Origin of the sequence: Staphylococcus sp. 8AQ (assembly GCF_902506595.1) — a bacterium.
Classification (GTDB): Bacteria; Bacillota; Bacilli; order Staphylococcales; family Staphylococcaceae; genus Staphylococcus; species Staphylococcus pasteuri.
Genome location: NZ_LR733871.1, coordinates 1,649,174 through 1,669,968 on the forward strand (window position 1 = coordinate 1,649,174; position 20,795 = coordinate 1,669,968).

A 20,795-nucleotide genomic window follows, 5' to 3' on the forward strand; every position below is an offset into this window, starting at 1 on the left:
GTGAGTCCCATAATTTTTAATTAATTTCTACTTCCTATATCTCTATTTTGACGGCCTGCAAATAACATAATCCATGTTGCTAATATAAATGGCATTGTTAATGAAGGTAACCCAAGAGGTTCAAGCATTGTGTTCAAACCTAGATTTAATAGTACTGCTAGTAATAACCCTAAAAAGGCAGAAAGATATGTATTAATTGACGTTTTAAATGTTGAGCCTAAAGCTATTGCAGTTAAAATTAAATTATATCCAAATAGTCCTTGGTTGATGTTATCAGTGTTACCACCTAATAAACCAACAATTAAATAACCAATAATACTTCCTACAATTGCAAAAACAAACGCTTTTCTTGAGCCAATTAAAATACCAATAAGTATTAATAATCCAGCCCATACACTAGGTATTAAAAATACTTCACTAAACCCATCTAAAATGGAATGTAGTAAATTTAAATGATGACCAGAATTACTTGTCACTGGTTTAATGGTGTTTGGTAATAAATTTAATGGTGTTTTCACAGCTTTTACTTGTTCAGATATAGAAACTGCAAACCACGTCACAATGACAAAGGGTGCTGTAAGCATTGCTATTCCGTATGGCTTTAACCATTCTCTTATTGCTGATCCAACAGGTAATGTTAATATTGTTGCCATCAATGTAATTAGAATACCTGCCCAGTTTTCATTTAAAAATAATGTCAAAGCTATTGCAGTTAATACAGGATTAAAACCTGCTAATCCATTATCTATTTCTTCTTGAGAATAGTTAATATATGGCGCAAGTATGTATGCAATGATACTTCCAATTAATGCACTTATACCGACTTTCCAATTACCAACAAATAATGCAATTAATATAAAAAGCCCTGTGTAATGATTATTAATTAATAAAACTTGTGAAATGTTTTTCAAAATGATTTGAATGGATTTCATGAACTTTTCCCCCAATTCGACAATGAATATGATACAACAATTTAATATTAATGTGTATTAATTTGATATAAAGAATGAAAATGTTTTACTAATTAAAAAATTCAAATAATATTAGTAAACGCGCTGTAATCATTAAAAGTTTTGCCCATTTTAATTAAATTTTTAAATTTATGGAATCGTTATACTTGTTTAAAATTAAAAATCGTCCTAATATAAAATTTGCAAGTTTATTGCGAACTTTATTTCGGGAAAGAAGGGATTATTTTGCACTTTACACAACGTGAACAAGATAAACTAATGATAGTTGTAGCTGCAGAAGTTGCTCGTCGCAGAAAAGCGCGAGGACTTAAATTAAATCATCCAGAAGCACTTGCATTAATTAGCGATGAATTATTAGAAGGTGCTCGTGACGGTAAAACTGTAGCTGAATTGATGAGTTATGGTAAAACAATTTTAAATGAAGAAGATGTTATGGATGGGGTTGCAAGTATGATTACTGAAATTGAAATTGAAGCAACATTCCCAGATGGAACTAAATTAATCACTGTCCATCATCCAATTGTCTAAGGAGGACATAAGTATGATTCCTGGAGAAATTAGAGTAAAAAAAACAGATATTGAAATTAATCCAAATTCACCTGAAACAGTTATTGAAGTTAAGAATGTTGGAGATCGTCCTATTCAAATTGGTTCACATTTCCACTTTTTTGAAGCTAACTTAGGTTTAGAATTTGAAAGAGACAAAGCATATGGTAAACATTTAGATATTCCAGCTGGTGCCGCTGTCAGATTTGAACCTGGCGATGTAAAACACGTGCAACTAGTAGAGTATTCTGGTAACCGTAGAATTTATGGTTTCCGTGGATTCGTTAATGGTCCAATTGATGGCTCCCGTGTTTATCGCCCTACTGGTGAAGACGACGAGTACGCTGGTGTTTATAATGACGAAGGTCATGAAAATACCAATAAAAAAGGTGGTAAAAGATAATGAGCTTTAAAATGACTCAATCACAATATACAAGTTTATATGGTCCAACAGTTGGAGATGCAATTAGATTAGGCGACACTAACCTATTCGCAGAAGTTGAAAAAGATTATGCCAATTATGGTGACGAAGCAACTTTCGGTGGCGGAAAATCTATCCGTGATGGTATGGCTCAAAATCCTAACGTGACTCGTGATGATAAAAATGTAGCCGATTTAGTTATAACTAATGCAGTCATTATTGACTATGACAAAGTAGTTAAAGGTGACATTGGTATTAAAAACGGCTATATTTTTGCAATCGGTAAAGCGGGTAATCCAGATATTATGGATAACGTCAATATAATCATCGGAAGTACAACAGATATTATTTCTGCTGAAGGTAAAATTGTTACAGCGGGTGGTATTGATACACACGTTCACTTTATTAACCCAGAACAAGCTGAAGTTGCTTTAGAAAGTGGTATCACTACTCATATTGGTGGCGGAACTGGTGCATCTGAAGGTGCAAAAGCAACTACCGTTACACCTGGACCTTGGCATATACATCGTATGTTAGAAGCTGCTGAAGCATTACCTATCAATGTAGGTTTCACAGGTAAAGGGCAAGCTGTCAATCATACAGCACTTATTGAACAAATTCACGCTGGGGTTATTGGTTTAAAAGTACACGAAGACTGGGGTGCAACGCCTTCAGCTTTAAGTCATGCTTTAGATGTTGCAGATGAATTCGATGTCCAAATCGCTTTACATGCTGATACATTGAATGAAGCTGGATTTATGGAAGACACTATGAAAGCAATTAAGAACCGTGTGTTACACATGTACCATACTGAGGGTGCTGGTGGTGGTCACGCACCTGACTTAATTAAGTCCGCTTCATATTCAAATATTTTACCTTCATCTACAAACCCAACTCTACCTTATACACATAATACTGTAGACGAACATTTAGACATGGTAATGATTACTCACCATTTAAATGCTTCTATTCCTGAAGATATTGCATTCGCGGATTCTCGTATTCGTAAAGAAACAATTGCTGCAGAAGACGTATTACAAGATATGGGTGTATTCAGTATGATTAGTTCTGACTCTCAAGCTATGGGTCGTGTAGGTGAAGTGATTACACGTACTTGGCAAACTGCACATCGTATGAAAGAACAACGTGGTGCTTTAGAAGGCGACTCAGAATATAATGATAACAATCGTATTAAACGTTATATTGCTAAATACACTATTAACCCTGCGATTACACATGGTATTTCAGAATATGTTGGCTCAATTGAATCAGGTAAATTAGCCGACCTTGTATTATGGGATCCTGCGTTCTTTGGCGTTAAACCTGAACTTGTAGTTAAAGGTGGTTTAATCAATGTAGCAGTTAACGGTGATGCTAATGGCTCTATTCCAACTTCAGAACCTATGAAATATCGTAAAATGTATGGTCAATATGGTGGTAATATCACTCATACAGCAATGACTTTCGTTTCTAACACTGCATTTGAAAATGGTATTTATAGACAACTTAACTTACAACGTATGGTTAGACCTGTTAAAAACATTCGTAATTTATCTAAAGCAGATATGAAAAATAACAGTGCAACACCTAAATTAGATGTTGATCCACAAACATATGAAGTATTTGTTGACGGTGAAAAAATTACAAGTGAAGCTGCTACTGAGTTACCATTAACTCAAAGATACTTCTTGTTCTAGGAGGAAAATTGTTAATGATTATAGAAGAAATTCAAGGCAATATTGCTAATTTATCAGCTGATGAAAAAAATAAACATGTAGAAAAAGTTTATCTAGAAAATTCTGACTTAGTTAAACGTATCCAACGCGTAAAAACGGATCATGGTAATGAAATTGGTATTCGTTTGAAACAACCTATCGATTTACAGTACGGTGATATTTTATATAAAGATGATACAAATATGATTATCGTTGATGTAAATTCTGAAGATTTACTTGTTATCAAACCACGTACATTAAAAGAAATGGGAGATATTGCCCATCAACTTGGTAATCGTCATTTACCTGCACAGTTCACAGAAACTGAGATGTTAGTACAATATGACTATCTCGTTGAAGATTTACTTAAATCTTTAGGTATTCCTTATAGTCATGAAGATAGAAAAGTAAACCAAGCGTTTAGACATATAGGACATTCTCATGATTGATCATCAAAATTTACGCTTATTTCAGTTCTGTGATTCACAGTTTCCAACCGGTGCATTTAGTCATTCATTCGGCTTGGAAACATATATTCAACATGAAGCGGTACATGATGATTTAACATTTGTTCAATGGTTAAAATTATTTTTAAATGAACAGCTAACTTATTCTGATGGTTTAGCAATGAAAATTGTATACGAAGCCTTAGACAATAATGATGTTGATAAAATCTTACGTATGGATCGACTTATCTTTGTTCAAAGTTTACCTAAAGAAACTCGTGTCGGAGCTAAACAAATGGGCACAAGAATGGTGAAATTAGCTATGGAATTATACGATAGTGAATGGATTCATTGGTATCATGAACAAATGAAAAATAAAAAAGCTAAGCTACATCCAGCAATTTGTTTTACTATGCTTGGTCATTATTTAGGCGTTGATATTAGTACAATTATTGATTATTATCTCTATCAAAATGTATCTAGTCTCACGCAAAATGCAGTAAGAGCTATTCCCTTAGGTCAAACTGCCGGTCAAAAAGTTGTAACTCAAATGATTCCTTATATAGAAGAAACACGAAATCATGTTTTATCTCTTGATGAAAGTGACTTTGGTATGACTGCGCCTGGATTAGAATTAAATCAAATGGAACACGAAAATGTAAATGTAAGAATATTTATTTCATAGGAGGTCAAATATATGACTGAACCAATTAAAATTGGAATTGGTGGACCTGTTGGTGCAGGTAAAACTCAATTAATAGAAAAAGTTGTTAGACGTCTAGCTAAAGATATGAGCATTGGCGTTATAACAAACGATATATATACAAAAGAAGACGAAAAAATCTTAGTCAATACAGGTGTCTTACCAGAAGATAGAATTATCGGTGTTGAAACTGGTGGTTGTCCGCATACAGCAATTCGTGAAGATGCTTCTATGAACTTTGCTGCTATTGATGAATTTTTAGAAAGAAATGATGACATCGAACTTATTTTCATTGAATCTGGTGGCGATAATTTAGCTGCAACATTTAGTCCTGAACTTGTTGACTTTTCAATTTATATTATCGACGTTGCCCAAGGTGAAAAAATTCCACGTAAAGGTGGACAAGGTATGATTAAATCTGATTTCTTTATCATTAATAAGACAGATTTAGCACCTCATGTTGGCGCTTCTTTAGACCAAATGGCTGAAGATACAAAAGTATTTCGTGGAGACAGACCATTCGCATTTACAAATTTAAAAACAGATGAAGGCCTAGATGAAGTTATTGAGTGGATTGAACGAGATACGTTACTAAAAGGATTATCATAATGTCTCAACAATCTTGGACAGGTCAACTTGATTTAACAGTTTTTAATAATGGTAAACGTTCTGTAGCACGTGACATCTTTTTTGAAAAAGCATTAAAAGTCATACGTCCTGTTTACCTAAATGGGTCAACTACCCCTACTTTCTATATTGTTAATGTAGGTGGTGGTTACCTTGATGGTGACCGTTATTCTATGAATTTCAATATTGAAGATAATGCTAGTGTCACACTAACGTCTCAAGGTGCTACAAAAATTTATAAAACTTTAAAAGATCATGTTGAACAATATCAAACTTTCCAATTAAAACCTAATGCTTATATGGAATACGTAGCTGATCCAATCATTGCTTATGAAAATGCTAAATTTTATCAACACAATCGTTTTGATTTAGATGAAACAAGTGCGATGTTTTATACCGATATTCTCACACCTGGTTACTCATCAGATGATAAAAACTTTTCATATAAATATATGCATTTAGTTAATGAAATTTATATCAATAATGAACTCGTAACATACGACAATCTTATGTTAAATCCTGAAAAAAATTCAATTGATTCTTTAGGTTACATGGAAAATTATACACACTTAGGCTCAGCATATTTTATTCATCCTAGTGTAAATCAAAAATTCATTGATGAAATTTATAATCAAATTAAACACTTTGAGAAAGAATTAAACTGTCGATTAGGTATAACGCAATTACCTACTCATGGACTTTCAATTAGAATTTTGTCTAACCGTACGCAGTATATAGAATCCATACTTGAAAAAGCCCAATCTTATATTGCTAATGAACTGTATGATAGAGAAATTAACTTTTTAAGAAAATATTAAATTAAAAGGCATGGTTACAAATGTAACCATGCCTTTTTCAAGCTAAAAAATAAGGATGAAGCTATATTATGTAGTTTAGATGCTATTCAATTTGTGATCAATGGATACTCTTTATCGTATTAACAATAAAAACACATTCACTAACCATTAAATAAATCTCTTTTCTATTTAATAAACTTTCTTACTGATCAACATCTATCATTTCCTAGCTACCCTATTAAATGGAGCATATCATATAAATTTATATACTCCATTCCACTTCTCAATTCCAAAACCTACTTTTCCATTACATCAATCACCTGAATTTGAACCCTTAATATAAGAAATACAATATAATAAAACGAGTTACTTAGATATATTGTTCTAATTCATCAATGAGCTTTTTAATTTTATCTTTTTGTTCTTTAGTTACATATACTATAACTGTACGTTCATCATGAACACTTCTTTTTTTCGATAATAAATCTAACTCTTTTAGTTTTTGTAATGCTTTTGTTAAGTAATATGGTTTAAATTCAGAACATGTCGCAATTTCTTTAGAAGAAATCTCAGTAGAACCACTTTTTAAGATATAATTCAAAATATAAATTTCCTCATAATTCAAATTATATTTCTTTTTAGTGTCTCTAAAGAACTTTTTCACTTGAAATGTAGCTTCTACTAAATCATTAATATTTTTTATTTTTGCCATTTTAAAAACCACTCCTCTGATGCACATCTTGTTGTAGCAAGGCTCACATAATTTCATCTAACTGAATTGAACTCCACCCATGTTACAAAGTTCATTTTAAACAAACAAGTATAAAAATTCAATAATTTTATTACTCGAATTTGCATTTATATATTTATTACTTTTCACAAACATTTATTTAACTTTATTCAAGGTTATTAAAATATGCATATCAAAATTTTAATACTTTTAATTATTGGTTATATTTTAATTATTTTATAATAACTATCTGATTAATTGACTTTTTAGAAGTAATTCTACATGTTTAAACTTTTAAAATAAAAAAGCGATAAGCCAGAAAAAATTAAGAATTAATTTATTCACGGTTTATCGCTATATTAATAATTTTAATTCAGCTGATTTTGAAACTCTAAATTACTTTGATTGTAATTTTTCTTTAACAAAATCAACAAAACTTTGTACATCGTTAGATTTAAAATCGTGCATTGGAATTTTACCAATATTGAAATCAAAAGTGATTGTTTTACCATCATATTGTATATCATTAACTTCATCATACCCAATACTTCTATAATAAAATTGTCCATTCATATCTACATTCATTATAATTCTTTCTGAAGTAGCTATAAATGCACCTTCAAATTGTGACTGTCCTCTAACTTCGTAATCCATAATACCTAATACAGAAGGTCCTTTTTTCTCTGTTGGAAATAAATCATTGGGATTTACATTATCTAAAATCATATGTTAACTCCTTCTATTACTTACTAATTTACAAGTTCTTCATTCCTTGTTTTAAAGTATTGTAACATGATTCAATAATAGAAAGTATTAAGGATGCTTTACAATCGTTCAATTTTAATATAATCGTTCTTTCATCTTCTAAACTACGTTCTTTGATTATATAGCCTTTTTGATTTAACTTTTTTATTATAGAACTTAAAGAAACTATACCTACTTGAGTTTTATATCTCATATACTTAACTGTCATTTTATTATCATTATTAAGTAATATTGCTAACAAATACACCTCTTCCAAAGAGAGATTATTAATCATTAATTGTTCATCCATATCATCAAGTACCTCACCACATTTAATAAAATATAAAATGTGGTTACTTACTCTCTGATTTATAACTATCTTTCGAGATTCTAGCATCTCATCAATTTCATTAAATAATAAATGAATTTTATTCTTCTGTTGTTCTGACATAGTAATAACCAATTTTCGTTGATCTTTGTCATCACGTTCTTTTGATATCCAATTGTTTTGATACAAATATTGCAACATTTTTAAAATTGAAAATTTCGATCGCTTATTATACATTTCGAGTTGGCTAATATCTATATGCTTATTTTCATCATATAAATATAATATAAAGTAGAGTAATTTAACATGATTTATAGTTAAATGGTATGAATATTTTAAATAATCATTAGCTAATTTAACTAACATATAGTGTGCTACAAAACAGTTCATTTTCACATATGACATGACATATCTTCCTCTCTACTAATCAGTCATGCATAATTAACTAAATCAATATTTTAATATGTGCTATTGTCATACTTGGTAATCGAATTAAGCTTTCTTCTATGTCTTTTTTAGTCATTTCGCCAATCCAATAAAGGTTCTCTATTTTCATTTCACTTACAATTGATTCATTATCGTTTTTCATTGGTTTCATAAATGTTTGATAATTAATCATGTTAATTTCAGCATGAGTGATTTTATTAATACTTGAGAAATTTAATTGAACTTGCTCAACATTTGGATTTTTGGAAATAGGTAAATCAAATAGTGCAATACATTGATATTCATTTTTATAATTAGTAACTAATAATTGTGTATCTAGATAAACTATATCCCCTCGTAGTTGATTAAAAATATTTAGCATAAATAAAATGGAATCTGACAATGAAATTTGAGATGACTGTTTTTCTTTCAAATCTAAATGTTGCCAATATAAATGAATAGATCTCATATTACATAGATGTTTAAATATATTTTCAAATTTTTTAAATCAACTATATCAATAAGTTCTTTTGTTGTATTTGTAAATAAATTACTTATCATTAACTTATTTGGTTGCGCTAATTTGATTTTATCTGTCTGATTTATTGGAAGAATAATATAGTCAACGAATGTTTCAACTTGTTCAACTATTGCTAATTGTTCTTCATTAGGTCTCCATAGCAAAATGTGATTATCAAAATATGAATTTAAAATTTGCTTAAATTCTTTTATTTCAAATAAACTTAATTCATGCATTAAAAATTCAATATTTTCATTTCTAAAGCGTCTTGATACTTGAAACAACGTATTCATTAATTGTTGTAATGCTATTCTTTCTTGCGCTGTAAAATACTTAGATTGTTTAGTTTTGATTTTATAAACAGGCGTCATATGTACATCGTCCATTAATGTCAACAATTGAGTTATGTTATCTTCAAATATTTTTATATTTTGCATAATTAAGTCAAAATCAATGTCAATAATAAGATGTATCTCATTACTTCTATAATTCAATTTATTTTTTAATTTTAATAAATCAAAATGACTCAACGTCATTAATTTATTCATTTCTATATAAAGTTGATATGGAAAAATACAATTCTGTTTGTCTTGCGCAGAAAATTGAATATCACATTGTATAGATGTGTTATTAGAACTTTTCTCTATATTACGTATAAGTTTAAACACATTTTCGTCCAATTTAATTTCTTCAGTTTCATTATTTGAGATAGATGTTCCTATGTATTTCTTTCTAATTAATTTAGGAGTTTGTCCATAAGCTTCTTTAAAAAGTTGTATAAATCGAGAATAATGATTAAACCCATGCTTACCAGCTATATCTTCAATAGGAAGATTCGTTGAAATAATATCTAATAAACAAAATCTAAGTCTAATATGATTTAAATATTGATTAAAACTATTGAATGGCGTATGACGAAACATTTCTGTTAATAATTGGCTAGGTATTTTTGTAGCAGACACGAGATCACTTTTAATAATTTTTTGTGAATGATTCTTAACTAAGTATTCATGAACTGGTTCAGCAATAAAAGATAATTTTTCATTATCATTAATATTTGAATCAACTGAACATAGTTCGATACACAAGTATTTAATAACTTTATCTATCGTCATGTATTGAGTTTTATTGATACATCTTAATTCAATTAGTTTCTTTAATAACCAAGATATTCTTGTATGATTTTCTGAATTAATTTCTCCACCTAATAAACTCGTCCCAGGAGTCATGAATCTCATAAAATCCTTTGCCGAAATTTCTATTAGACTAGTTATAGCTTGTTCTTCACTATTAATTTGATACACATCATTAATCATAATAAGTGCAATGCTACCGGTTTGCATTTTATATCTTTTTAAGTTGATTAATATATCTCCATTCCCTTTCAACCAATAAACAAGTTTAACATTTGTCTCTTTACTATTATTAATAATTAAATTCTTGAAAACACGAATTGAATAATTTTCTATCATTTAAATTCCTCACGTTGCATATAGACATATTTCTAATCTTTATTTTGTCCCCATTTCTTTTAAATCTTTAAATTAGATAACATCTATCTTCTTACTTAATTGTATAATGGTTCAAAAATTTATAGTAGCAATTTATTTTAATATTATATCAATTTTTAATTATATTTAAATAGCATGTTTTGAACTATATGTTACTTTATCCATATTTCTTAATATTTTATCACTGCTCATTCATCTTACTTTGATTTTAAAATATGCACGTTAGTCAACGTATGATTAAAAGAGGTTGTCTCACACTTAAAAATTTTGTTTATACTTTTCATCTATATTCAATTTAAATTTTCTGTAAATTTACAGATATGTAACACATCATTTTGTAACTTTTTTAATATATTTGATAAATAGCTTAACCACTATATTTATGTGCCTTTCATGTACTATTATATTAATTTTAAATTGTGTAACAATATTAGCATAAAATTACAAATCAATAACAAGGCACACAAATTCACTTTTTTTTGGTAAAGTATGTCTTGTCGTTAACAAACGAAATAAAACTTACATAAACTATAGCTTTGATGCTATTTAAACTTTTTAAGCATATTTTAGGAGGATATTTATCAAATGAAAAAAATCGCTACAGCTACAATCGCAACTGCAGGAATCGCTACTTTCGCTTTTGCAAGTCATGATGCTCAAGCAGCAGAAAATAATAACGGGGGCTACAACCCAAATGACCCAAGTTCATATAGTTACTCATACACAATCGATCAACAAGGTAACTACCACTACACTTGGAAAGGTAACTGGAGTCCAAATCAAGTAAACCAAAATAATAGCTACGATTATGGTTACAATACTCAAGCTTACAATTACAACAATAATAATTACAATAGTTATAACAATAATTACAATAGCTACAAAAATAGTTATGATTACGGCTATAATACACAAGCTTATAATCAAAACAACCAACGTACAGGTGGTCTTGGTGCTAGTTACTCAACTTCAAGCAGCAATGTACATGTAACTACTACTACTGCACCATCATCAAACGGTGTATCATTATCTCAAGCATCTTCAAATGGTGGTAACTTATATACTGCTGGTCAATGTACTTATTACGTATATGATCGCGTAGGTGGTAAAGTTGGATCAACTTGGGGCAATGCTAATAACTGGGCAAATGCTGCTGCAGCTGCAGGTTATACAGTAAATAATAAACCAGCTGCTGGTTCTATTTTACAAACAACTCAAGGTGGATATGGTCACGTTGCATATGTTGAAAGTGTAAATAGTAATGGTTCAGTACGTGTATCTGAAATGAATTATGGTCATGGTGCTGGTGTTGTTACTTCACGTACAATCTCAGCTAGCCAAGCCGCTTCATATAACTACATTCACTAATCAATTTTAAATATTAATAAAAAGAAGACCGAACTATAAGTCACTTTCTAGTGATTTCATAGCTCGGTCTTCTTATATTATATTAGTGCAACTATTATTTACTCATCAAAAATGTCGTAACTTATCATTCGACATAGTCAATAACCAAACGAACCAGGTAATATCAATATATCTCACCTGGTTCTTTGATTATAAACAAATTCAAATAAATTTCTTGATTAGTCTTTCTCATAATAATTGGCAATTTATTAATATGTTGTTTAAAAGAATTCGTTTAGTCTAATATTTCACGGTTAAATTCCGCTACAAAACTTAACCCCTACTCTAATTAGAAGGATATTTATCATAGTTAAAACATAATGAAGATATAATCGCTACAATTTATACCTATGTAATTGTTTTAACGTATTTATTACTTTCCACTTATTTATTAATTTAAACTTCATTTTTATTAATTTTTTTAATTCCTATTCCTGTAAAGCCATATATCACTGCTATAATTGCGCAAATGTAACAAGGAACTGTCCAAATAAAGAAGTCATTAACATTTACATTTAATTGTTGTGCATAGTATATACCTGAAGTACCCCAAGGAATTAAAGGTAACACCATTGTACTTGAATCTTCTAAAGTTCTTGATAACACAGTTTGCGATAATTGTCTTTCCTCAAACATTTCTTTCATTAAAACACCAACCATAATGATGACGATAGAAGCTACACCTGCTGCAAAAACTAACATAAGACAACATACAACTGTTATTAAAATCAGTGTCCCTACTGAATTAACACCTTTAGAGACAGTTTTTAACAATACGTCTAAACAACCTGTTCTTTCTACTATCCCCGCAAATGCATAACCGCAAAATATCGTAACAATAATTTCGGTCATACTCATCATACCGCCTTGCTCAATAAGTGCTTTAACATTATTCGACACATGGCTATGATTCGTCATTGTATGGCTAAAGCCATTAAATGTCGCTTTAAATCCATCAACGATATTGAAATGATTATTAAATGTACCGACTAATAATGCACTTAAACTTGATATTAACATCGCAGGTACTGTAGATATTTTACATAGTAAACAAATGATTATAACAATTAAAGGAATCCATACAAATACATTGATATGATATATCTTTGCAAGTTCATGTAGTAATTGTTCAATTTGTTTAGGATTAGTTTGACTATGGTAGCGTAATCCAGCAAAAAACCAAACAATTAAACCTATGATTGATGCAGGAATTGTTGTCCACATCATCGATTTGATATGTGCAAAGATATTCACCTTTGTAACTAAAGCTGCTAAATTGGTAGTATCAGAAAGTGGCGACATTTTATCACCAAAAACAGCTCCAGCAATAATTGCACCGGCAGCCATACCACTATCAATGCCTAATTGATTTCCTATTGATATTAAAGCAATCCCTGCAGTGGATGCAGATCCCCAAGCAGTCCCTGTTGCTACTGAAGTAATTGCACTAATTATAAAAGCTGATACTAAATAATAACTCGGATTTAAGAAATTAAGACCATAATAAATGAGTGCCGGAACTGTACCTGAAAACATCCAGCTACCAACTATAATACCTACTGCTAAAATGATAAATATAGCTGGCATTGCTGTATTTAAACGTTTAGAAATTCCTTCTTCCAAATCTTCCCATCGTAAGCCTACACGGTATGCAATACAAGCTGCATACGCAGAAGAGATCAATAACAATACTTGAATAGGTATGTTAAATATTACAAAACCAGTAGTTACTACTATTACCATAACTATAATAGTAGATATCGATTCTAAAAAAGTTGGTTGTCTTTTCATATATTTTCCCCTTATCTATACTTTTCTTTTTGAAACAAGACCTCTTTCCTTTCAATATTTTTGACATGTAATTATTCTAAATCTAATTTATCTAATCCTAATTCTTCTACAGTTAAACCATCTTCAAAGAAATCACGTTCTAATATAGTAGAAGCAATGACAATGACTGCATCTATATTAGGTGTAGGTACATCTATGACACGGCCTAAACTTGACCATAGCACTAGACCATATGCAATATCCTCTGTCAGATATCTATTTTCCACATGATTAGGACCTGGAATTTGAGAAAATACTGGACTGGTATTAAATAATCTATTTAATGGTTCGTCTTCATCTTTACGTTCTAAATACCCTCTTTGAATTCTTGATTCTTTAGCGGTTTCTAACTCAAAACCTAATTTACGTCCTAAATTTAAACGTTCTAATTCAATGCCATGAAGTAAACGTACCGTATGTTTTGTTATTCCTTCTTTATATAATGAGAACTCTTCTGCATAATCTATACGACCTACATTTAATAAAGTTGGTCCTGGATGAACTTCGGGGTTACCATTTTCTAAATTAGTTTTAAGTAAACTTTCTTCTTTAACTAGGTTTGGATAAATTTCTGATACTTTATCATAACTATCATTCAATTCTTCTCTGTTAAATGTTGAGAAATAAACTCTACGTACGTTTAAAGATAAATCAACGCGTGCTTCATTAAAGTCAACACGAGTCCCATATGTTAATGTATTCGCTTCTGCAAAATTAGGCATAACATCAATATGTCTGTCTTCTAATACATTCATAAAACGAATAGATGCCATAGAAGCTGCAATGTTAAAGAATATTAATTGATCATTTGTCACATGATAAGACATCACTTTTGCATAATATTCTATAAATGAAGAAGGAATAATAACTTGAATAATTTCTGCATCTTTCATTACATCTTCAATATCATCACTAATATTAGTGAATTCTATAAATTTTTCTTCGCCTTCATTATTAAAATCAAACCCACCACGTTCAAATGCTTTATTGAACTTTTCAATAGATTGATTTCGGCAATATAATTTAACATCATGCCCTTTGTCTACCATATCTAAAGCAGCTGTTACTGCACCATTACCTGATCCAATAATTGCAATTTTCATATAAAAACCTCTTTCTTATTTATATTTCATTAAAAAGGTGGAACTAAAATGGCTTTATAAAAAGTTATCCTAGTCCCACTCTATACCTTCGTAAATCATTAATAATTTTACATTTCTACATTATAATTGTTAATACAATATGATTAAACTATTTATTTAGTTTAGTCACCATTTACATATTAAATTTATATATAAACTTAGGTTACAGAATACTTAATAATGACGAAACTAATAATTTTATATATCCTATTTTATAATAAATAAACCTGTAGATAGACGATAAGACAAATCATGTTATTGTATAAACTAAAAACTTATTTATTAATTTATAAACATTTGATATAGTAAAGATGTAATAAATTTTATTTACATATAAAATGGAGGTATTCCTATGGCAGAACAATTTCAATATAATGAAATATCTGATCAAACATCTCAAATGATTGATTCGAACGATGAAGATTCACGTCTTATGTCTATGCTAATATATCTACTAAGTTTATTTAGTGGCATTATTGGACCGATTATTATTTGGGTTATTAAACGTAAAGAATCTAAACTTGTTGATAAAGCTGGTAAGAACTATTTTAATTTTGCTATTTCGTATACTATTTGGACAATCATTCTTACAGTAATTATGTTAATACCTTTTATTATCGGTTTAAGTATGAATAATGATACTGCCGCAATAATTGGCATCATCTTCTATATTGTTGGCATAATTGCATTATTAGTTCTATGTTTACTATCATTTATTTTTACTATCATTGCATGTGTAAAATATTATGGTGGTAAAGAATATTTAATTCCTTTAAGCATAAGATTTTTCAAATAATTTCTGGATAATTTATTACAACCTCTTGTAATATATGTTTTTTAGAAATGTTACTTAAATTAAAAAAATAGATTAACAACGCCATTGTAAGCGTTAACTATATTTATTACCATGATTTTTGTTTATTACAACAAGAGTCATGGTTTTTTTAATTTAATTACGATAGTGTAACAACACACACAAAGTCATTGATATCTGTTAAAGTTACCCTTGTCGTAAAACGATTAAAACTTAAATTGGTAAATGAAGATGATATTTGGATCGCTACACCATATCACTTTACATATTAATACCAAACAAATTCGGGAGGATATTTATCATGAAAAAAATTGCAACTATTACTACATTAACAGCAGGCATTGGCGCTGCATATTTCGGTACAACATCTCATCATGCAGATGCTGCTGAATTTAATCAACCAAATAATCAATCATATAATACAACACAGACTTCAACTACAACTACTACAACATCTACTACTACACAGAATTCTTCATCTGGTAATTTATATACTGCTGGTCAATGTACTTGGTACGTATATGACAAAGTCGGTGGAAAAATTGGTTCAACTTGGGGAGATGCTAGAAATTGGGCATCAGCAGCACAACAAGCTGGTTATACAGTAAACAACACACCTAAAGCAGGATCAATTTTACAATCATCAGCTGGCGGCTACGGTCACGTTGCTTATGTTGAAAATGTTAGCAGCGATGGATCAGTTACAGTTTCAGAAATGAACTATAATGGTGGACCTTTCTCTGTTAGTACACGTACTATCTCAGCAAGTGAAGCTGGTTCATACAACTATATCCATATCTAATATTGATAGTAATTTGAATAATGAATAAAAACTTGTAAATGATTAATTAATCATTTACAAGTTTTTTTATGTTATAACACTTACATTTTGCCTCTTATCACCGATTTTGAGAGAATAGATTTATTGTCATTTTATTAGGAGGAATACAATATTGAAATGGTTAAAAGTCATTTTAGCAGGATTAGTAGAAATCATATGGGTTACTGGTTTAAATAACGCTGATTCATTTATTAGTTGGTTAGTAACCCTTATTTTTATATTTTTAAGCTTCTATCTTGTGATTGATACTACTAAAAGCTTACCTGTAGGTACTGTATACGCTTTTTTTGTTGGTATAGGAGCTGCAGGTACAGTTATTGTTGATATGGTCTTTTTCAATCAACCTTTTACATTTATTAAATTATTTCTAATTATATTATTAATATTAGGAATTATCGGTTTAAAACTTTCAACGAATGAAGATGTTGAAGGAGGTCATCAATAATGGCATGGATATATCTCATCATCGCTGGTTGTCTAGAAATTACTGGCGTTGTATTTATGAATGAATGGTCTCGAACTAAAAATAAAATATTTATGATTTTAATTGGGATAGCTTTTGTCTGTAGTTTTAGCACATTGAAGCTTTCAATGACTGAAATACCTATGGGTACTGCTTATGCTATTTGGACAGGCATTGGTACAGCGGGAGGTACTATTATAGGTATGATTTTTTATAATGAATCTAAAAATGTGTTTCGTATTATTTGTATTGCTATGATATTAGCTGCTGTAATCGGATTACGATTAATAAGTTAATTTGACCTATTCTTATAGTTGAATTAATTGTTAAGACTCGTATCTTTTTATATACTGTTGATAAAAGGAGTGATTAGGATGGAAAAGGTATTTATCGCAGGTGCAATTCCAGAAGTTGGATTAGAACTTTTGAAAAAGCATTTTGAAGTAGAAATGTATGATGACGAAGGTTTAATAAGTAAAGAAGCATTGATAAATGGTGTTAAAGATGCAACAGCATTAGTAAGTTTACTATCAACAAACGTTGATAAAGAAGTTATTGATAGTGGTAAAAACTTAAAAATCATTGCAAATTATGGTGCTGGCTTCAACAATGTCGATATTGACTATGCACGTGAAAAAAATATCGATGTTACAAATACGCCGAAAGCTTCAACTAACGCAACAGCTGATTTAACAATTGGTCTTATCTTAAGTGTTGCGCGTCGTATCGTTGAAGGTGATGAATTATCTCGTACTAAAGGATTTGATGGTTGGGCACCTTTATTCTTTAGAGGACGAGAAGTATCTGAAAAAACTATTGGTATTATAGGTTTAGGTGAAATTGGTGGTGCAGTTGCAAAACGTGCCCGTGCATTTGATATGGACGTGTTATACACTGGGCCTCACCGTAAAGAAGAAAAAGAAAGAGATATCGGAGCTAAATACGTAGACTTAGATACTTTATTGGAAAATGCAGACTTCATTACTATAAATGCTGCATACAATCCAGGTTTACACCATTTAATTGATACTGAGCAATTTAAGAAAATGAAATCAACGGCTTACTTAGTAAATGCAGGACGTGGCCCTATCGTCAACGAACAATCATTAGTACAAGCACTAAAAGATAAAGAAATTGAAGGCGCTGCTTTAGACGTTTATGAATTTGAGCCTCAAATCACTGATGAATTAAAAACATTAAAAAATGTAGTACTAACACCTCATATTGGTAATGCAACATTTGAAGCAAGAGATATGATGGCTAAAATTGTTGCTAACGACACTATTAAAAAACTTAATGGCGAAACGCCTCAATTTATTGTGAATAATAAATAATGGTAATTAAAAACTTTATGTCTCTGACACAAGTACTGCTAATCTAATAAAATTCTAAACTAACTCATTATTTTTCTTTAGATTTATAAAGAAATTTAGTTTGATTAGAGGCAATTTTATTAGGTAATATCTTCATAGCAGTATTTCTTAATTTAACCATTAAGCTATTTTGATATTGAGCTATTTTACCGATTTTGCGAGATTTTTTAATCACTTTAGATGTATGATTGACTCTTAATTTATCATAACGTTCTAGTGCTTTAGTAAAATCATATTCTTTTAGACAATTAGCTAATACAATTGCGTCTTCCATTGCTTGGCCTGCACCTTGTCCCATATTTGGAGTTGTAGCATGTGCAGCGTCACCTAATAAAATAGTACGTTCTTTTACAAAGGATTTGAGTGGTTTCATATCATAAATATTGTTTAATATAATACCAGTTTCACTTTGTTTATCTAGAATATGTCTTACTTCATTTGGGTAATGGTTAAAACGCGCTTGTAAATGTGGTTTACCAAATGATTTGTATTTAAGATCATTTTCTTTGGTATTAATTGTTATAAACCAATACGCTTGATTGCCTACAAGAGGAACAATACCTACTCGACCTTTTCTACCCCAAAATTCTTTTGCTACAAATGGATCTTCTAATTGGACATCATCCACTAAACCACGAAAACATGTATAACCTTGATATTGTACTTTACTTTGTTCATCTATAGTATTTCTCACAGTGGAATGAATACCATCTGCACCAATACACAAATCAAATGCTTCACTTTCCTGTTTAATAAAATGTAACGTCACCTTTGAGTTATTATTATCTATTTTAGTTACATTATGATTTAAGTAAATACTGTCAGGTTCAACGTACGATTGAATAATATTAATTAGTTTTTGACGAGATAATGTCACATTAAGTGTATCTTGTTTAAGAAAAGCAGTCATTAATGGATTATTTTGTTCATCAAATGTTTTCATTGCTGTTAAATTTTGACCTGCATTTTTAATACCTTTAGCTAAATCGTGATTATGTAATTTTTTAATCACATTATCGCCAATACCTATCCCAGCACCTATTTCTCTAATAGCGTCGTTCTTTTCATATACTTTAACTTGATGACCTTGTTCTTGTAATAGTGCAGCAGCAGTTAATCCACCAATACCTGCACCGACGATTGCGATTTTCATATGATTCCACCTTATCATTGTGATTCTAATATATTTTATCACATCTCAAACTTTAAAAAAATTCGGTCCTTACAACTTAAATTTCAAATTTCACAAAAAAGGAAGTATACTACATCATTACAGATGAATAGTAACTTCCTATCTAACGTTAATCTTTTGTATTTGAAACCGACTATAAGTAAAAATCTTTTCTAACTTTATCTTTTTTTATACCAAATTGTTCGTAATATTTTTTTATAAACTTGGCAATATTATCTGCCCAATGTATATCACTAGCATATTGATTTTGTCCGGGTTCTTGTGGATTCCATCTCATTTGATACAAAGAAATTTGCTGATTTTCAAAATATTGCTTTCTAACAAATTTTGCACCACCTAAAATAGCCTTTCTAGGTGAATTCCAATCTTGCTTTTTAGCATAACTTTTACCAGTATGCACTGCATTTTCATCGAAAGCACCTATACCATAAAAGTTATAATAATGATGTTTACCATCTTTAATGCCATGAGCTAAATCTGATTGTCCATTACCTGTTTCAATAATAGCATGACTGATTAAATAAATAATATTTACTTCGTATTTATCTTGGGCATCTAAAAAGCTTTTTCCTTGTTTTTCTAATATACCTTTACCTTTTAGTATCTTATTTACTTCCGCTTCTGACATAGGAACCTTTTCAGATATGTCCATGTATTTTAGTTTATTGTCACCACGGTGAATTGACATTGCTTTTTTAATATCAGATTCATTCGCCTTTTTAAATTCACCATTTTCTTCTTTTGTATTTAGAACACCTTTATTTTGTTGTCTTGATACTGCTTCATTAAATGAAACACGTTTATCATTGTTAAATAAATTAGTATCGAAAATAATATACAAAATACCAAAAATAATAATTAGTACAATGATAACTAATGTACTCAAGCGGGCTTTACTCATATTTTTCATTTATTCAAAGCTCCTATTTATAACTATTTAGATAATACGAAATAAGCAACGACAATTGCCACGACAACTATAAAGAAAGAAACATTAATAGCAATCTTCATTCCTGTTTTATCTCTGAAGAGTACATTAAATATAACTAAGCTAATAGCTAATGACACTGCAAAAAAAGTAATGGCTAAAACTAATTTCAACATAATTAAAAAGATAATACCTATCACTAATAACACGTTGGATACAATTGCCATTGCTTTTAATATATTAGGATTTATCATACGACACCTCTATTCTTTAAAATAATATTTAATATACATGATACATGATTTTTTAAATTTCTGTCG

The 20,795-nt window shown here is 29.9% G+C and carries 24 protein-coding genes; 13 read left to right on the forward strand and 11 right to left on the reverse strand.

Translation table 11 applies throughout. The features are described from left to right. Positions 1-20: 20 nt before the first annotated feature. The gene (gene yut, locus GVY01_RS08270; protein ID WP_017638558.1) at positions 21-932 is read right to left on the reverse strand and encodes an urea transporter; all 912 of its coding nucleotides are present in this window, start codon (positions 930-932) and stop codon (positions 21-23) included. A gap of 264 nt (positions 933-1,196) precedes the next feature. Between yut and GVY01_RS08275 the strand changes: the two genes are divergently transcribed. From GVY01_RS08275 to GVY01_RS08305, 7 genes are read left to right on the forward strand one after another with little or no spacing between them, the layout of a single operon-like run. Continuing rightward, positions 1,197-1,499, forward strand: a complete 303-nt coding sequence (locus GVY01_RS08275; RefSeq protein ID WP_017638559.1) for an urease subunit gamma — start codon at positions 1,197-1,199, stop codon at positions 1,497-1,499. Between the two features lie 13 nt (positions 1,500-1,512). Beyond that, the gene (locus tag GVY01_RS08280; protein WP_017638560.1) at positions 1,513-1,920 is read left to right on the forward strand and encodes an urease subunit beta; all 408 of its coding nucleotides are present in this window, start codon (positions 1,513-1,515) and stop codon (positions 1,918-1,920) included. Next, entirely contained in the window at positions 1,920-3,635 is a 1,716-nt protein-coding gene (ureC, locus tag GVY01_RS08285; protein WP_017638561.1) for an urease subunit alpha, read from the forward strand. The genes GVY01_RS08280 and ureC overlap by 1 nt, the downstream gene beginning before the upstream one ends. A gap of 14 nt (positions 3,636-3,649) precedes the next feature. Continuing rightward, positions 3,650-4,102 carry an urease accessory protein UreE gene (gene ureE, locus GVY01_RS08290; protein WP_017638562.1) on the forward strand — a complete coding sequence of 151 codons (453 nt, stop codon included), beginning with the start codon at positions 3,650-3,652 and terminating at the stop codon, positions 4,100-4,102. Beyond that, complete coding sequence (locus GVY01_RS08295; protein WP_017638563.1) at positions 4,095-4,784, forward strand: urease accessory protein UreF; 690 nt, start codon at positions 4,095-4,097, stop codon at positions 4,782-4,784. Before ureE ends, GVY01_RS08295 begins: the two co-directional genes overlap by 8 nt. A gap of 12 nt (positions 4,785-4,796) precedes the next feature. After that, a complete protein-coding gene (gene ureG, locus GVY01_RS08300; protein WP_159333711.1) occupies positions 4,797-5,411 on the forward strand; it encodes an urease accessory protein UreG in 615 nt (204 codons plus the stop codon). Next, entirely contained in the window at positions 5,411-6,247 is an 837-nt protein-coding gene (locus GVY01_RS08305; RefSeq protein WP_017638565.1) for an urease accessory protein UreD, read from the forward strand. The genes ureG and GVY01_RS08305 overlap by 1 nt, the downstream gene beginning before the upstream one ends. Before the next feature lie 349 nt (positions 6,248-6,596). On the opposite strand, the gene GVY01_RS08310 is transcribed toward GVY01_RS08305, so the two are convergent. The 5 genes from GVY01_RS08310 to GVY01_RS08325 all read right to left on the reverse strand — a co-directional run bounded on the left by GVY01_RS08310 (position 6,597) and on the right by GVY01_RS08325 (position 10,446). Continuing rightward, positions 6,597-6,938 carry a transcriptional regulator, SarA/Rot family gene (locus GVY01_RS08310; RefSeq protein ID WP_029055839.1) on the reverse strand — a complete coding sequence of 114 codons (342 nt, stop codon included), beginning with the start codon at positions 6,936-6,938 and terminating at the stop codon, positions 6,597-6,599. 414 nt (positions 6,939-7,352) lie between these two features. Continuing rightward, positions 7,353-7,682, reverse strand: a complete 330-nt coding sequence (locus GVY01_RS08315) for a PH domain-containing protein (RefSeq protein WP_046467138.1) — start codon at positions 7,680-7,682, stop codon at positions 7,353-7,355. Positions 7,683-7,710: 28 nt separating this feature from the next. Beyond that, positions 7,711-8,433, reverse strand: coding sequence for a transcriptional regulator, SarA/Rot family (locus GVY01_RS08320; protein ID WP_046467137.1), 723 nt, complete (start codon positions 8,431-8,433; stop codon positions 7,711-7,713). Between the two features lie 40 nt (positions 8,434-8,473). Beyond that, complete coding sequence (locus GVY01_RS12630; RefSeq protein WP_236549867.1) at positions 8,474-8,923, reverse strand: hypothetical protein; 450 nt, start codon at positions 8,921-8,923, stop codon at positions 8,474-8,476. After that, complete coding sequence (locus tag GVY01_RS08325) at positions 8,920-10,446, reverse strand: helix-turn-helix transcriptional regulator (protein WP_236549868.1); 1,527 nt, start codon at positions 10,444-10,446, stop codon at positions 8,920-8,922. Before GVY01_RS08325 ends, GVY01_RS12630 begins: the two co-directional genes overlap by 4 nt. A gap of 624 nt (positions 10,447-11,070) precedes the next feature. Between GVY01_RS08325 and GVY01_RS08330 the strand changes: the two genes are divergently transcribed. Continuing rightward, positions 11,071-11,853, forward strand: a complete 783-nt coding sequence (locus GVY01_RS08330) for a CHAP domain-containing protein (protein ID WP_017636248.1) — start codon at positions 11,071-11,073, stop codon at positions 11,851-11,853. Between the two features lie 435 nt (positions 11,854-12,288). Here GVY01_RS08330 and nhaC read toward each other — a convergent pair whose 3' ends face one another. Next, positions 12,289-13,683, reverse strand: coding sequence for a Na+/H+ antiporter NhaC (gene nhaC, locus GVY01_RS08335; RefSeq protein ID WP_029055835.1), 1,395 nt, complete (start codon positions 13,681-13,683; stop codon positions 12,289-12,291). Positions 13,684-13,754: 71 nt separating this feature from the next. Continuing rightward, positions 13,755-14,825 carry an NAD/NADP-dependent octopine/nopaline dehydrogenase family protein gene (locus GVY01_RS08340; protein ID WP_017636250.1) on the reverse strand — a complete coding sequence of 357 codons (1,071 nt, stop codon included), beginning with the start codon at positions 14,823-14,825 and terminating at the stop codon, positions 13,755-13,757. A 391-nt stretch (positions 14,826-15,216) separates the two neighbouring features. Here GVY01_RS08340 and GVY01_RS08345 point away from each other — a divergent pair, with 391 nt between their 5' ends. The 5 genes from GVY01_RS08345 (at position 15,217) to GVY01_RS08365 (ending at position 18,316) form a co-directional block, all read left to right on the forward strand. Continuing rightward, entirely contained in the window at positions 15,217-15,660 is a 444-nt protein-coding gene (locus tag GVY01_RS08345) for a DUF4870 domain-containing protein (protein WP_159333713.1), read from the forward strand. Between the two features lie 319 nt (positions 15,661-15,979). Continuing rightward, on the forward strand, positions 15,980-16,480 hold the full coding sequence (locus GVY01_RS08350) for a CHAP domain-containing protein (protein ID WP_017636445.1): 501 nt from the start codon (positions 15,980-15,982) through the stop codon (positions 16,478-16,480). Between the two features lie 151 nt (positions 16,481-16,631). Then, positions 16,632-16,964, forward strand: a complete 333-nt coding sequence (locus GVY01_RS08355) for a DMT family transporter (RefSeq protein WP_017636446.1) — start codon at positions 16,632-16,634, stop codon at positions 16,962-16,964. Beyond that, positions 16,964-17,278: a DMT family transporter gene (locus GVY01_RS08360; protein WP_017636447.1), complete on the forward strand. Its 315-nt coding sequence runs from the start codon at positions 16,964-16,966 to the stop codon at positions 17,276-17,278. Before GVY01_RS08355 ends, GVY01_RS08360 begins: the two co-directional genes overlap by 1 nt. Positions 17,279-17,356: 78 nt before the next feature. Continuing rightward, positions 17,357-18,316 carry a 2-hydroxyacid dehydrogenase family protein gene (locus tag GVY01_RS08365; RefSeq protein ID WP_017636448.1) on the forward strand — a complete coding sequence of 320 codons (960 nt, stop codon included), beginning with the start codon at positions 17,357-17,359 and terminating at the stop codon, positions 18,314-18,316. Between the two features lie 67 nt (positions 18,317-18,383). Here the strand turns inward: GVY01_RS08365 and GVY01_RS08370 are convergent, their stop codons facing one another. The 3 genes from GVY01_RS08370 to GVY01_RS08380 form a co-directional block, all read right to left on the reverse strand. Then, the gene (locus tag GVY01_RS08370; protein WP_017636449.1) at positions 18,384-19,508 is read right to left on the reverse strand and encodes an FAD-dependent monooxygenase; all 1,125 of its coding nucleotides are present in this window, start codon (positions 19,506-19,508) and stop codon (positions 18,384-18,386) included. Between the two features lie 172 nt (positions 19,509-19,680). Next, complete coding sequence (locus tag GVY01_RS08375) at positions 19,681-20,457, reverse strand: N-acetylglucosaminidase (RefSeq protein ID WP_017636450.1); 777 nt, start codon at positions 20,455-20,457, stop codon at positions 19,681-19,683. Between the two features lie 23 nt (positions 20,458-20,480). Continuing rightward, positions 20,481-20,729 carry a hypothetical protein gene (locus tag GVY01_RS08380; RefSeq protein WP_017636451.1) on the reverse strand — a complete coding sequence of 83 codons (249 nt, stop codon included), beginning with the start codon at positions 20,727-20,729 and terminating at the stop codon, positions 20,481-20,483. Positions 20,730-20,795 lie beyond the last annotated feature (66 nt).

What these genes read in the sequence shown, in the direction of transcription:
- yut (WP_017638558.1), bottom strand. Translation starts at nt 932, where the DNA reads ATGAAATCCATTCAAATCATTTTGAAAAACATTTCACAAGTTTTATTA.
- GVY01_RS08280 (WP_017638560.1), top strand. Translation starts at nt 1,513, where the DNA reads ATGATTCCTGGAGAAATTAGAGTAAAAAAAACAGATATTGAAATTAAT.
- ureC (WP_017638561.1), top strand. Translation starts at nt 1,920, where the DNA reads ATGAGCTTTAAAATGACTCAATCACAATATACAAGTTTATATGGTCCA.
- ureE (WP_017638562.1), top strand. Translation starts at nt 3,650, where the DNA reads ATGATTATAGAAGAAATTCAAGGCAATATTGCTAATTTATCAGCTGAT.
- GVY01_RS08295 (WP_017638563.1), top strand. Translation starts at nt 4,095, where the DNA reads ATGATTGATCATCAAAATTTACGCTTATTTCAGTTCTGTGATTCACAG.
- ureG (WP_159333711.1), top strand. Translation starts at nt 4,797, where the DNA reads ATGACTGAACCAATTAAAATTGGAATTGGTGGACCTGTTGGTGCAGGT.
- GVY01_RS08305 (WP_017638565.1), top strand. Translation starts at nt 5,411, where the DNA reads ATGTCTCAACAATCTTGGACAGGTCAACTTGATTTAACAGTTTTTAAT.
- GVY01_RS08310 (WP_029055839.1), bottom strand. Translation starts at nt 6,938, where the DNA reads ATGGCAAAAATAAAAAATATTAATGATTTAGTAGAAGCTACATTTCAA.
- GVY01_RS08315 (WP_046467138.1), bottom strand. Translation starts at nt 7,682, where the DNA reads ATGATTTTAGATAATGTAAATCCCAATGATTTATTTCCAACAGAGAAA.
- GVY01_RS08320 (WP_046467137.1), bottom strand. Translation starts at nt 8,433, where the DNA reads ATGTCATATGTGAAAATGAACTGTTTTGTAGCACACTATATGTTAGTT.
- GVY01_RS12630 (WP_236549867.1), bottom strand. Translation starts at nt 8,923, where the DNA reads ATGAGATCTATTCATTTATATTGGCAACATTTAGATTTGAAAGAAAAA.
- GVY01_RS08325 (WP_236549868.1), bottom strand. Translation starts at nt 10,446, where the DNA reads ATGATAGAAAATTATTCAATTCGTGTTTTCAAGAATTTAATTATTAAT.
- GVY01_RS08330 (WP_017636248.1), top strand. Translation starts at nt 11,071, where the DNA reads ATGAAAAAAATCGCTACAGCTACAATCGCAACTGCAGGAATCGCTACT.
- nhaC (WP_029055835.1), bottom strand. Translation starts at nt 13,683, where the DNA reads ATGAAAAGACAACCAACTTTTTTAGAATCGATATCTACTATTATAGTT.
- GVY01_RS08340 (WP_017636250.1), bottom strand. Translation starts at nt 14,825, where the DNA reads ATGAAAATTGCAATTATTGGATCAGGTAATGGTGCAGTAACAGCTGCT.
- GVY01_RS08345 (WP_159333713.1), top strand. Translation starts at nt 15,217, where the DNA reads ATGGCAGAACAATTTCAATATAATGAAATATCTGATCAAACATCTCAA.
- GVY01_RS08350 (WP_017636445.1), top strand. Translation starts at nt 15,980, where the DNA reads ATGAAAAAAATTGCAACTATTACTACATTAACAGCAGGCATTGGCGCT.
- GVY01_RS08360 (WP_017636447.1), top strand. Translation starts at nt 16,964, where the DNA reads ATGGCATGGATATATCTCATCATCGCTGGTTGTCTAGAAATTACTGGC.
- GVY01_RS08365 (WP_017636448.1), top strand. Translation starts at nt 17,357, where the DNA reads ATGGAAAAGGTATTTATCGCAGGTGCAATTCCAGAAGTTGGATTAGAA.
- GVY01_RS08370 (WP_017636449.1), bottom strand. Translation starts at nt 19,508, where the DNA reads ATGAAAATCGCAATCGTCGGTGCAGGTATTGGTGGATTAACTGCTGCT.
- GVY01_RS08375 (WP_017636450.1), bottom strand. Translation starts at nt 20,457, where the DNA reads ATGAAAAATATGAGTAAAGCCCGCTTGAGTACATTAGTTATCATTGTA.
- GVY01_RS08380 (WP_017636451.1), bottom strand. Translation starts at nt 20,729, where the DNA reads ATGATAAATCCTAATATATTAAAAGCAATGGCAATTGTATCCAACGTG.